Here is an 11,752-nt window from a genome sequence, read left to right as displayed (position 1 = left end):
AAATAATGAGTAGCGTAGATATTCTTGTACCCGACCTGCCTGAGTCCGTTGCTGACGCGACTGTTGCGACCTGGCACAAAAAACCGGGCGATACCGTCCAACGCGATGAAGTGTTGGTAGAAATCGAAACTGACAAAGTGGTACTGGAAGTACCGGCATCGGCAGACGGCATTCTGGACGCAGTGCTGGAAGATGAAGGCACTACCGTAACGTCACGCCAGATTCTGGGCCGCCTGCGCGAAGGTAACAGCGCAGGTAAAGAGAGCAGCGCAAAATCTGACGCCAAAGAGTCTACCCCGGCTCAGCGCCAGCAGGCGTCTCTCGAAGAGCAAAACAACGACGCGCTCAGCCCGGCTATCCGTCGCCTGCTGGCCGAGCATAATCTTGAAGCCAGCGCCATTAAAGGCACCGGCGTCGGTGGCCGTCTGACTCGCGAAGATATTGAAAAACATCTGGCGAAAGCACCGGCGAAAAAAGAAGAAAGTAAACCCGCCGCGCCGGCTGCAGCACCTGCTGCACCGCAACTGGCGGGCCGCTCTGAAAAACGCGTGCCGATGACCCGTCTGCGTAAACGTGTAGCGGAGCGTCTGCTGGAAGCGAAGAACTCCACCGCCATGCTCACGACTTTTAACGAAGTGAACATGAAGCCGATTATGGATCTGCGTAAGCAGTACGGCGATGCCTTTGAAAAACGTCATGGCATCCGCCTGGGCTTTATGTCCTTCTACGTAAAAGCGGTGGTGGAAGCACTGAAACGCTACCCGGAAGTGAACGCCTCTATCGACGGTGACGATGTGGTGTACCACAACTATTTCGATGTCAGCATGGCGGTCTCTACGCCGCGTGGCCTGGTAACCCCGGTTCTGCGCGATGTGGATACCCTGGGCATGGCCGATATCGAAAAACGCATTAAAGATCTGGCGGTGAAAGGGCGTGACGGCAAACTGACTGTTGAAGACCTGACCGGTGGTAACTTCACCATTACCAACGGCGGTGTGTTTGGTTCGCTGATGTCTACGCCAATCATCAACCCACCGCAGAGCGCCATTCTGGGTATGCATGCCATTAAAGACCGCCCGATGGCTGTAGATGGCAAAGTTGAAATTCTGCCCATGATGTATCTGGCGCTCTCTTATGATCACCGCCTGATTGACGGCCGCGAATCCGTTGGCTTCCTGGTGGCGATTAAAGAGCTGCTGGAAGATCCGACACGTCTGCTGCTGGACGTGTAGTGTCCTTTGCCCGGCGGCGTAATGCTGCCGGGTTACAAAAACGAACACCTGCATTGTAAGCCGGATGCGCGCAGTGCCGTCCGGCGTAACAAGTCTAATGAAGGATGGATAGAACACATGAACTTACATGAATATCAGGCAAAACAGCTTTTTGCCCGTTACGGTTTGCCTGCTCCTGTAGGCTATGCGTGCACGACGCCGCGTGAAGCGGAAGAGGCTGCGTCTAAAATCGGCGCGGGTCCGTGGGTAGTGAAGTGCCAGGTACACGCAGGTGGCCGTGGTAAAGCGGGCGGTGTAAAAGTTGTTAACAGCAAAGAAGATATTCGCGCGTTCGCGGAAAACTGGCTTGGCAAACGTCTGGTGACCTATCAAACAGACGCCAATGGTCAGCCGGTCAACCAGATCCTGGTTGAAGCAGCGACTGACATCGGCAAAGAGCTGTATCTGGGCGCTGTTGTTGATCGTAGCTCCCGTCGCGTTGTGTTCATGGCGTCTACCGAAGGCGGCGTAGAAATTGAGAAAGTGGCGGAAGAAACCCCGCACCTTATCCACAAAATCGCCCTTGACCCGCTGGCCGGCCCCATGCCGTACCAGGGGCGCGAGCTGGCGTTCAAACTGGGCCTGGAAGGTAAGCAGGTTCAGCAATTCACCAAAATCTTTATGGGCCTGGCGACCATTTTCCTGGAGCGCGACCTGGCGCTTATCGAAATTAACCCGCTGGTCATCACTAAACAGGGCGACCTGATCTGCCTCGATGGCAAACTGGGCGCTGACGGCAACGCACTGTTCCGTCAATCCGAACTGCGCGAAATGCGTGACCAGTCTCAGGAAGACCCGCGCGAAGCGCAGGCAGCACACTGGGAACTGAACTACGTTGCGCTGGAAGGCAATATTGGTTGCATGGTTAACGGTGCAGGCCTGGCGATGGGGACGATGGACATCGTTAAGCTGCACGGCGGCGAACCGGCAAACTTCCTCGACGTGGGCGGTGGCGCGACCAAAGAGCGCGTAACCGAAGCGTTCAAAATCATTCTGTCTGACGAAAACGTGAAAGCCGTTCTGGTTAACATCTTCGGCGGTATCGTTCGCTGTGACCTGATTGCCGACGGCATCATCGGCGCGGTAGAAGAAGTGGGTGTTAACGTACCGGTTGTCGTTCGTCTGGAAGGTAACAACGCGGAGCTGGGCGCGAAGCGTCTGGCTGACAGCGGCCTGAATATTATTGCAGCGAAAAGTCTGACGGATGCAGCGCAGCAGGTCGTTGCCGCAGTGGAGGGGAAATAATGTCCGTTTTAATTGATAAAAACACCAAAGTTATCTGCCAGGGTTTCACCGGAAGCCAGGGTACTTTCCACTCCGAACAAGCGATTGCTTACGGTACGCAAATGGTCGGCGGCGTTACGCCAGGCAAAGGCGGCACCACCCATCTGGGCCTGCCGGTGTTTAACACCGTGCGTGAAGCGGTAGAAGCAACGGGCGCAACCGCGTCTGTTATCTATGTTCCGGCGCCGTTCTGCAAAGACTCCATTCTGGAAGCGATTGACGCAGGCATTAAGCTGATTATCACCATCACCGAAGGTATCCCGACGCTGGATATGCTAACTGTGAAAGTGAAACTCGACGAAGCGGGCGTGCGCATGATTGGGCCGAACTGCCCTGGCGTTATCACCCCAGGCGAATGCAAAATCGGCATCATGCCGGGCCACATTCACCAGCCAGGCAAAGTGGGCATCGTCTCCCGTTCTGGTACGCTGACCTATGAAGCGGTTAAGCAGACCACCGACTACGGCTTCGGCCAGTCCACCTGTGTGGGTATCGGCGGTGACCCGATCCCGGGCTCTAACTTCATCGATATCCTGAAACTGTTCCAGGAAGATCCGCAGACCGAAGCGATCGTCATGATCGGTGAAATCGGCGGTAGCGCGGAAGAAGAAGCGGCGGCTTATATCAAAGATCACGTGACCAAACCGGTTGTTGGTTATATCGCTGGTGTGACCGCGCCGAAAGGCAAACGTATGGGTCACGCGGGTGCAATCATCGCAGGGGGTAAAGGGACAGCGGATGAGAAATTCGCCGCTCTGGAAGCCGCTGGCGTGAAAACAGTTCGCAGCCTGGCCGATATCGGCGAAGCGCTGAAAGCGATTATCAAATAAGACTCAATGCCCCTCGTTGAAAGGGGCTGTAATATGTTCGACATGGTTGGCCGCTCCGAAAAGAGCGGCCTTTTTTATGCGCCGATTTTACGCACGCGGGTGTTTTCACCGGTCAATCTTTGGCCGTCAGGCGCGACCGGGGCCATCGGAGGGATGGCCTCACCGGTGCGTGTATCCACCAGCAACGAATGCGGTTCGCCCGGGGCAAACAGATGGCCTTCGCCCCACTGACGTAGTGCGACGATAACCGGAAAGAGTGATTGCCCTTTTTGCGTCAGCACATACTCCTGATACGCCGTGCCGTCAGACGCAGGCTGGGTGGCGAAAATACCCGCCTCGACCAACTTACGCAGACGGTCGGTGAGAATATTGCGCGCCATCCCCAGGCCACGCTGAAAATCGCCAAAACGCCGCACGCCGTCGAACGCGTCGCGCACGATAAGCAGCGCCCAGCGATCGCCGATGATATCGACTGACCGGGCGACCGGGCAGGGCTGGTAAGCGGGGGAGCGTTCAGATGTCATAGCCGGGCCTCGTGAAAAACTTTCAAGTTGCATTTTAAAACTGGTTTATTTACGCTTCAACTAGTTTTCTTTTGCAACCAGGTGGGGCGATGAAAGAAGAGATATGCAGTATGCCTGCTGCACCCCTATGCAGTGAAACCATGAAACCGACAGCGATGCCGCGTAGCCTGGTGTTGCTGTTTGCCATCGCCAGTGGGCTGAGTGTGGCGAATGTTTATTACGCGCAACCGCTGCTCGACATGCTGGCACGGGACTTCGCCATCAGTCAGGCTGCGGTGGGCGGTGTGGTCACCGCCACGCAGGTGGGCTGTGCGCTGGCATTACTGCTGCTGGTGCCGTTGGGGGATATTGTGGAGCGACGGCGCCTGATGTTGTTGCAACTGCTGGCGCTGATTGCTGCACTCTGTATCGTTGTGATGGCGCAATCTGCCTGGGTTTTGCTGGTGGGCATGCTGGCGACGGGGTTGCTCGGCACGGCGATGACGCAGGGGCTTATCGCCTGTGCGGCCAGTGCTGCCGATGTTCAGGAGCGTGGGCGGGTGGTCGGCGCGGCCCAGAGCGGTGTTTTTATCGGTTTGCTGCTGGCGCGTGTCTTTGCCGGTGTGATGAGCGATCTGGCGGGATGGCGCGCAGTATATGGCGCTTCTGCGTTAATGATGCTGGTACTGCTGCCGCTGCTCTGGAGACAACTACCGCGCTTTGGTGTGCATCCCGAATCCGTCAGTGCGAGACAACTGCTGTTCTCGATGCTGACATTACTCTGTACCGATCGCGTATTGCAAATTCGCGGCGTGCTGGCGTTGTTAATGTTTGCCGCCTTTACGATTTTCTGGAGTGCGATGGTGCTCCCGCTAAGTGCGCCTCCCTATGGTTTTTCACATACGGTGATTGGGCTGTTTGCGCTTGCCGGTGTGGCGGGAGCCCTTGCCGCGACCCGAGCCGGGCGCGATGCCGATCGCGGTCATGGGCAGCGCACCAGTTTTTATGCGCTGGTGCTGCTCTTACTGGCATGGTGGCCCCTGTCACAGCTTGAGCATTCCCTGGCACTGTTATTGGTAGGGATTGTGCTGCTGGATTTGGGTGGGCAGGCGCTGCATGTTACCAATCAGAGCATGATTTTGCGCACGTCAGCGGCACACGGGCGGCTGATTGCCCTCTATATGCTGTTCTACGCCACGGGAAGTGGGGTAGGGGCTATCGCGACCACTGCGGTATTTGCTCACTATGGCTGGCAGGAGGTCTGTTTATTAGGGGCGACGGTAAGTCTACTGGCGCTGATGATATGGGCGTTAACGCGGCATCTGATGCCAGATGAGAATTAAGACAACAGGGGTAATAAGATGAACGAACGGGAACTGCTGGCTGAGGCTGATGAGCGCGGCTTACGTTATCTGGAGGGGAACAGCACGCGACGCGTTTTTCCTGATGCTGATGCTATCGCCGCGCTAGGCGCGTTTGATGAACCGCTACCGCAGGCAGGGGAATCTGCTGAGCAGACGCTGGCCCTGCTGGATGATATCGGTTCACCTGCGACTACAGCATCGAACGGGCCGGGTTATTTTGGTTTCGTGGTGGGGGCGACATTGCCTTCCGCCTCAGCGGCTGAGCGGTTAATGGTCGCCTGGGATCAGTGCGCGTCGTCGTTTCTGAACTCACCGGTAGCCGACACGGTGGAACGTGTTGCGGGCCGCTGGGTGCTGGAAGCGCTGGACTTGCCGCGTGAAAGCGCCGTTGGTTTTGGCACCAGCGCAACGGCATGTACCTTAGCCGCTCTGGCGGCAGCGCGCCGTGAGCTGCTGGCACGTGAAGGCTGGGATATCGACAACGACGGGTTGCCCGGCGCGCCGGAAATCAAAGTGGTGGTCTCTGAGTTGGTTCACATCACGGTGAAAAAGGCGCTGCGTATTCTGGGGTTCGGCATGTCGCGACTGATTATTGCGCCAGTAGACGCGTTCGGGCGTGTTGACGTGCAGCAACTGCCGCCGCTTGATGCCCGTACCATACTTTGCCTGCAGGCAGGGGAGGTGAATACAGGTGAGTTTGATCCTTTCGCGCAGATTATCCCACGGGCCCACGCGGCAGGGGCATGGGTCCATGTTGACGGCGCCTTTGGTCTCTGGGCTCGCGCGTCATCACAGGCGGCGCTGACACAGGGCATTGAACTGGCTGACAGTTGGACCACCGATGCTCATAAGTGGCTCAACACGCCTTATGATTGCGCGATGGTCATTTGTCGCGATCCTCAGGTTCTGGCCGGGGCGATGAACAGCGATGCGGTCTACATGAGCGCCAGTGCCGATGCGCAGAAGAATCTGACGCTGGAGTTTTCTCGTCGCCCACGAGGAATCCCGGTCTGGGCCGCGCTGCGCGTGCTGGGGCGTGAAGGGGTACGCGAGATGGTCGACAGACACTGCATGCTGGCTCGCGTCATCAGCGAGGGGCTGAAACAGCTTGGGTTTGAGGTGCTGAACCGTGTGGTGATTAATCAGGTACTGTTTCGTTGCGGAAGTGACGCGCAAACGGAGGCCGTACTGGCTGCGGCACAAGCCTCGGGTAAAACCTGGTTTGGCACTACCCGCTGGCAGGGAAGGCCAGCGCTACGTATTAGTGTTTCATCCTGGCGCACACAGCGGCAGGATGTGGATGCGCTTCTGGAATTGTTGGGACAAATTAATGCGGAAAGCCAACAATCATAACCTTGAGGAATGTTAATAAGCCGTTCCTGTTAGATTTTTACTTAAGGCTGCGTAACACTGCGCGGCCTTTTTTATTGAATAGTAACCTTGTGGTGTTAAATATTTTTTTCTGAAAGTGAAATTATTGTGAAATAAATGAGGGGGAATAACATCACCTCTTTTTACCTGAGCGATCGGACCTTTTTTGCAAGCCGCAATGCACACCCAGGATTAAACGTTAAATAAGCGGGTAATTATTTCTCTTTCGCGACCGTTTGATAACGGTTGTCTGCGTTAAGATATACATATTGTTAACACCTTTTTTACTAAAAGGATGTCGTGTCTACAAAATTAACAGAAAGTGATGAAATTGATTTAAATCAATATTTAAAAGCTTGGAAAAGGCATCAAAAATAGTTAAATTGTCGCCGATCAAATTGGCTTAAAACTGCTAAATTCAGTATAAATTGATCACTGTCGAAAAACGTAAAACAAACACAATAAAAACCTTTTTATTGTAAGGGGTTTGCGGAGTAATATATTCGAGAGATCAATTTGGGTTTTTTATTAACGTAGTTGTAACTTTTTTGAATCAGCATCAACGTTATTGCTGATGATGATTTAAAAGTGCAACAACTTTTGTATTGGGGCATGCGCGTAAACCTTCGCTGACGAGGTTTACTCTCGGAGTCTTCATGCGATGAGCAAGGAGTCATGATGTTAGATATAGTCGAACTGTCACGTTTGCAGTTTGCCTTGACCGCGATGTACCACTTCCTTTTTGTGCCACTGACGCTCGGTATGGCGTTCTTGCTGGCCATTATGGAAACGGTCTACGTCCTCTCCGGCAAACAGATTTATAAAGATATGACCAAGTTCTGGGGCAAGTTGTTTGGTATCAACTTTGCACTGGGCGTGGCCACTGGTTTGACCATGGAGTTCCAGTTCGGGACTAACTGGTCTTACTATTCTCACTACGTTGGGGACATCTTCGGTGCGCCACTGGCCATTGAAGGTTTGATGGCCTTCTTCCTCGAGTCCACTTTTGTAGGTCTGTTTTTCTTCGGTTGGGATCGTCTGGGCAAAGTACAGCATATGGCAGTGACCTGGCTGGTCGCGCTGGGCTCCAACTTGTCCGCGTTGTGGATCCTTGTGGCAAACGGCTGGATGCAAAACCCGGTTGCTGCAGATTTCAACTTCGAAACCATGCGTATGGAAATGGTCAGCTTCGCCGAACTGGTACTCAACCCGGTTGCTCAGGTGAAATTTGTCCATACCGTGGCCTCTGGCTATACCTGTGGTGCTATCTTCATCCTCGGTATCAGCTCTTACTATCTGCTGCGCGGTCGTGACATCGCGTTCGCGAAACGCTCCTTTGCTATCGCAGCGAGCTTCGGTATGGCTGCTGTACTGTCCGTTATCGTACTGGGTGATGAATCTGGTTACGAAATGGGTGACGTGCAGAAAACCAAACTGGCGGCCATCGAAGCAGAGTGGGAAACCCAACCTGCACCGGCAGCGTTTACCCTGTTTGGTATTCCGGACCAGGATGCGCAGAAAAACCATATGTCCATCCAGATCCCTTACGCGCTGGGCATCATCGCTACCCGTTCTGTCGACACGCCGGTTATCGGCCTGAAAGACCTGATGGTGCAGCATGAAGAGCGTATCCGTAACGGTATGAAAGCGTATCACCTGCTTGAACAACTGCGTTCCGGTTCGAAAGACCCGTCCGTACGCGATGAGTTCAACAACGTGAAGAAAGACCTGGGTTACGGCTTGCTGCTCAAACGCTATACGCCGAATGTGGCGGATGCGACCGAAGCGCAGATTAAACAGGCAACGCAGGACTCCATTCCACGTGTGGCGCCGCTGTACTTCGCCTTCCGTATTATGGTGGCGTGTGGCGTGCTGATGCTGTTCATCATCGCCGTGTCGTTCTGGACCGTTTGCCGTAACCGCATCGGCGAGAAAAAATGGCTGCTGCGTGCTGCGCTGTATGGCATCCCGCTGCCGTGGATTGCTATCGAATCCGGCTGGTTTGTGGCGGAGTACGGTCGTCAACCGTGGGCTATCGGTGAAATGCTGCCGACCGCCGTGGCGAACTCGACCCTGACCGCAGGCGACCTGCTGTTCTCGATGATCCTGATTTGCGGTCTGTATACCCTGTTCCTGGTGGCTGAAATGTTCTTGATGTTCAAGTTCGCACGCCTGGGCCCAAGCAGCCTGAAAACTGGCCGCTATCATTACGAGCAGTCCACTGTGGCTTCTCAGCCGGCACGCTAAGACAGGAGTCGTCAAATGATCGATTATGAAGTATTACGTTTTATCTGGTGGCTGCTGGTTGGCATTCTGCTGATCGGTTTCGCCGTCACCGACGGCTTCGACATGGGGGTGGGCATGCTCACCCGTTTCCTGGGTCGTAGCGATACCGAACGCCGTGTGATGATTAACTCCATCGCACCACACTGGGACGGTAACCAGGTATGGCTGATCACGGCGGGTGGTGCATTGTTCGCTGCCTGGCCAATGGTCTATGCCGCCGCGTTCTCCGGTTTCTATGTGGCGATGATCCTGGTGCTGGCTTCTCTGTTCTTCCGTCCGGTAGGTTTTGACTATCGCTCTAAGATCGAAGAGAGCCGCTGGCGCAACATGTGGGACTGGGGCATTTTCATCGGTAGCTTTGTGCCGCCGCTGGTCATTGGTGTTGCCTTTGGTAACCTGCTGCAGGGCGTACCGTTCAGCGTCGATGAATATCTGCGTCTGACCTACACCGGGAACTTCTTCCAGTTGCTTAACCCGTTTGGTCTGCTGGCCGGTGTGGTAAGCGTGGCGATGATCATCACCCAAGGCGCAACCTATCTGCAAATGCGTACGGTGGGTGAACTGCATCTGCGTGCACGTACTACTTCGCAGGTTGCTGCACTGGTTACTACGATCTGCTTCGTGCTGGCCGGGGTGTGGGTGGTCTACGGTATTGATGGTTATGTTGTGACTTCCGCCATGGATCACCATGCTGCTTCCAACCCGCTGAATAAAGAAGTGGCGCGTCAGGCCGGTGCCTGGCTGGCAAACTTCAATAACATCCCGTCATTGTGGGCGATTCCTGCACTTGGTGTGGTGTTGCCGCTGCTGACGGTGCTGACTTCGCGTGCGGAAAAAGGCGCACTGGCGTTCGTGTTCTCTTCACTGACGCTGGCCTGCATTATCCTGACTGCGGGTATCGCGATGTTCCCGTTCATCATGCCGTCAAGCATTATGATGAACGCCAGTCTGACCATGTGGGATGCTACCTCCAGTCAGATGACCCTGAACCTGATGACCTTTGTGGCGCTGGTCTTCGTACCGATCATCCTGATTTACACCGCTTGGTGTTACTGGAAAATGTTCGGTCGTATTACGAAAGAAGACATCGAAAGCAACACCCACTCTCTGTACTAAGTAAGGAGCTGATAATGTGGTATTTCGCATGGATTTTAGGAACGCTTCTTGCCTGTGCTTTTGGAGTGATTACGGCGCTGGCATTTGAACACGTGGAAGCGCTGAAAGCCGGTAAGCAAGAAGAGCATTGATGAACGAGATTATCGCGAAACTTTATGCGGTAATGGATAAGCGCCCGTTAAGGGCGCTTTCCTTAATTATGGCATTAGTGCTGGCAGGCTGTATCTTTTGGGATCCCTCGCGCTTCGCGGCAAAGACCAGCGACCTGGAAATCTGGCATGGCTTTCTGCTGATGTGGGCCGTCTGCGCTGGTGTGATTCATGGGGTAGGATTCCGTCCCCGCACGATACACTGGCAAGGCATTTTTTGCCCGCTGATCGCAGACCTGGTAATGCTGGCAGGTTTGATTTTCTTCTTCTTTTGAATAAGAAATCTCCGCTTATGATATGGGCTTGCAAAAGCCCATATATTTTTACTCTCCGTTTACTTCTACCCATTCCAAACCATCTTCCCCGCGCGTATAGTAGCGAAGTTTAAAAGCTCTAACTTGAGGTTGAGTCCTGCCATTGTTCATCAGCGCCATCCGCGAACCATGACAGGACACAATTTAATTGCATTACCGGGATGTAAAGTGAATACAACGCTGTTTCGATGGCCGGTTCGTGTCTATTACGAAGATACCGACGCCGGTGGTGTGGTTTACCACGCCAGCTACGTGGCTTTTTATGAACGAGCACGCACTGAGATGCTGCGCCACCATCACTTTAGCCAGCAAGTCTTGCTGGCCGAGCGCGTCGCATTCGTGGTACGCAAGCTCACGCTGGAGTATTTTGCGCCCGCCAGACTCGACGATATGCTCGAAGTCCAAACGGAAATTACATCAATGCGCGGGACCTCTCTGGTCTTCACGCAGCGGATCGTCAACGCAGAGAATACAGTTCTGAACGAAGCTGAGGTACTGATTGTCTGTGTTGATCCACTCTTAATGAAGCCTCGTGCGCTTCCCAAGTCTATTGTCGCGGAGTTTAAGCAGTGACTGACATGAACATCCTTGATTTGTTCCTGAAGGCTAGCCTTCTGGTCAAACTTATCATGTTGATTTTGATTGGTTTTTCAATCGCATCCTGGGCCATCATCATCCAGCGAACGCGCATTCTCAACGCAGCCGGTCGTGAAGCGGAAGCCTTTGAAGACAAGTTCTGGTCGGGCATTGAACTGTCGCGTCTGTACCAGGAAAGCCAGGGGCGTCGTGATAACCTGACGGGTTCGGAACAAATCTTCTACAGCGGGTTCAAAGAGTTTGCGCGTTTACACCGTGCCAACAGCCATGCGCCGGAAGCGATTGTCGAAGGGGCATCCAGGGCGATGCGCATTTCGATGAACCGCGAGCTGGAAAACCTGGAAACGCATATCCCTTTCCTCGGTACCGTCGGCTCCATCAGCCCGTATATTGGTCTGTTTGGTACGGTGTGGGGGATCATGCACGCCTTTATCGCACTGGGTGCGGTGAAGCAGGCAACCTTACAGATGGTTGCGCCGGGTATCGCCGAAGCGTTGATCGCCACCGCAATCGGCCTGTTCGCAGCGATTCCGGCGGTAATGGCCTACAACCGCCTGAACCAGCGCGTGAACAAACTGGAGCTGAACTACGACAACTTTATGGAAGAGTTCACGGCTATTCTGCATCGTCAGGCGTTTACCAGCACCGAGAGCAACAAGGGGTAAAC

12 protein-coding genes are annotated in these 11,752 nt (G+C 54.3%); 11 read left to right on the top strand and 1 reads right to left on the bottom strand.

All coding sequences use genetic code 11. The annotated features are described in order from the left end of the window. Positions 1 to 5 precede the first annotated feature (5 nt). The 3 genes from odhB (at position 6) to sucD (ending at position 3,385) form a co-directional block, all read left to right on the top strand. Complete coding sequence (odhB, locus tag C5523_RS19385) at positions 6 to 1,232, top strand: 2-oxoglutarate dehydrogenase complex dihydrolipoyllysine-residue succinyltransferase (protein WP_041852078.1); 1,227 nt, start codon at positions 6 to 8, stop codon at positions 1,230 to 1,232. A gap of 117 nt (positions 1,233 to 1,349) precedes the next feature. Then, positions 1,350 to 2,516, top strand: a complete 1,167-nt coding sequence (sucC, locus tag C5523_RS19380; protein WP_041852113.1) for an ADP-forming succinate--CoA ligase subunit beta — start codon at positions 1,350 to 1,352, stop codon at positions 2,514 to 2,516. Continuing rightward, a complete protein-coding gene (sucD, locus tag C5523_RS19375) occupies positions 2,516 to 3,385 on the top strand; it encodes a succinate--CoA ligase subunit alpha (RefSeq protein ID WP_041852077.1) in 870 nt (289 codons plus the stop codon). The genes sucC and sucD overlap by 1 nt, the downstream gene beginning before the upstream one ends. A gap of 74 nt (positions 3,386 to 3,459) precedes the next feature. Here the strand turns inward: sucD and C5523_RS19370 are convergent, their stop codons facing one another. Continuing rightward, positions 3,460 to 3,909 carry a helix-turn-helix domain-containing protein gene (locus C5523_RS19370; RefSeq protein ID WP_041852076.1) on the bottom strand — a complete coding sequence of 150 codons (450 nt, stop codon included), beginning with the start codon at positions 3,907 to 3,909 and terminating at the stop codon, positions 3,460 to 3,462. A 155-nt stretch (positions 3,910 to 4,064) separates the two neighbouring features. Between C5523_RS19370 and C5523_RS19365 the strand changes: the two genes are divergently transcribed. From C5523_RS19365 to tolQ, 8 genes are all read left to right on the top strand, one after another. Beyond that, positions 4,065 to 5,231: an MFS transporter gene (locus C5523_RS19365; protein WP_108702360.1), complete on the top strand. Its 1,167-nt coding sequence runs from the start codon at positions 4,065 to 4,067 to the stop codon at positions 5,229 to 5,231. Between the two features lie 18 nt (positions 5,232 to 5,249). Next, the gene (locus tag C5523_RS19360) at positions 5,250 to 6,605 is read left to right on the top strand and encodes a pyridoxal-dependent decarboxylase (RefSeq protein ID WP_108701789.1); all 1,356 of its coding nucleotides are present in this window, start codon (positions 5,250 to 5,252) and stop codon (positions 6,603 to 6,605) included. Positions 6,606 to 7,301: 696 nt separating this feature from the next. Next, positions 7,302 to 8,870 carry a cytochrome ubiquinol oxidase subunit I gene (cydA, locus tag C5523_RS19355; RefSeq protein WP_041852073.1) on the top strand — a complete coding sequence of 523 codons (1,569 nt, stop codon included), beginning with the start codon at positions 7,302 to 7,304 and terminating at the stop codon, positions 8,868 to 8,870. Positions 8,871 to 8,885: 15 nt separating this feature from the next. Beyond that, a complete protein-coding gene (gene cydB, locus C5523_RS19350; protein ID WP_041852072.1) occupies positions 8,886 to 10,025 on the top strand; it encodes a cytochrome d ubiquinol oxidase subunit II in 1,140 nt (379 codons plus the stop codon). Positions 10,026 to 10,039: 14 nt separating this feature from the next. Next, complete coding sequence (cydX, locus tag C5523_RS19345; RefSeq protein WP_064572420.1) at positions 10,040 to 10,156, top strand: cytochrome bd-I oxidase subunit CydX; 117 nt, start codon at positions 10,040 to 10,042, stop codon at positions 10,154 to 10,156. Next, the gene (gene ybgE / locus C5523_RS19340) at positions 10,156 to 10,449 is read left to right on the top strand and encodes a cyd operon protein YbgE (protein WP_079498350.1); all 294 of its coding nucleotides are present in this window, start codon (positions 10,156 to 10,158) and stop codon (positions 10,447 to 10,449) included. The genes cydX and ybgE overlap by 1 nt, the downstream gene beginning before the upstream one ends. A gap of 207 nt (positions 10,450 to 10,656) precedes the next feature. Next, positions 10,657 to 11,061, top strand: coding sequence for a tol-pal system-associated acyl-CoA thioesterase (gene ybgC / locus C5523_RS19335; RefSeq protein WP_041852070.1), 405 nt, complete (start codon positions 10,657 to 10,659; stop codon positions 11,059 to 11,061). Continuing rightward, complete coding sequence (tolQ, locus tag C5523_RS19330; protein WP_090081892.1) at positions 11,058 to 11,750, top strand: Tol-Pal system protein TolQ; 693 nt, start codon at positions 11,058 to 11,060, stop codon at positions 11,748 to 11,750. Before ybgC ends, tolQ begins: the two co-directional genes overlap by 4 nt. The last annotated feature ends 2 nt before the right edge of the window (positions 11,751 to 11,752 follow it).

It is taken from the genome of Phytobacter sp. SCO41, assembly GCF_003073275.1.
In the GTDB taxonomy this organism is placed as follows: domain Bacteria; phylum Pseudomonadota; class Gammaproteobacteria; order Enterobacterales; family Enterobacteriaceae; genus Phytobacter; species Phytobacter diazotrophicus.
This window is presented reverse-complemented; position numbering and strand designations above follow the sequence as displayed.

Coding starts and splice junctions, on each gene's coding strand:
- sucC (WP_041852113.1), top strand. CDS start 1,350: ATGAACTTACATGAATATCAGGCAAAACAGCTTTTTGCCCGTTACGGT.
- C5523_RS19360 (WP_108701789.1), top strand. CDS start 5,250: ATGAACGAACGGGAACTGCTGGCTGAGGCTGATGAGCGCGGCTTACGT.
- cydX (WP_064572420.1), top strand. CDS start 10,040: ATGTGGTATTTCGCATGGATTTTAGGAACGCTTCTTGCCTGTGCTTTT.
- odhB (WP_041852078.1), top strand. CDS start 6: ATGAGTAGCGTAGATATTCTTGTACCCGACCTGCCTGAGTCCGTTGCT.
- ybgE (WP_079498350.1), top strand. CDS start 10,156: ATGAACGAGATTATCGCGAAACTTTATGCGGTAATGGATAAGCGCCCG.
- sucD (WP_041852077.1), top strand. CDS start 2,516: ATGTCCGTTTTAATTGATAAAAACACCAAAGTTATCTGCCAGGGTTTC.
- cydA (WP_041852073.1), top strand. CDS start 7,302: ATGTTAGATATAGTCGAACTGTCACGTTTGCAGTTTGCCTTGACCGCG.
- C5523_RS19370 (WP_041852076.1), bottom strand. CDS start 3,909: ATGACATCTGAACGCTCCCCCGCTTACCAGCCCTGCCCGGTCGCCCGG.
- cydB (WP_041852072.1), top strand. CDS start 8,886: ATGATCGATTATGAAGTATTACGTTTTATCTGGTGGCTGCTGGTTGGC.
- C5523_RS19365 (WP_108702360.1), top strand. CDS start 4,065: ATGCCGCGTAGCCTGGTGTTGCTGTTTGCCATCGCCAGTGGGCTGAGT.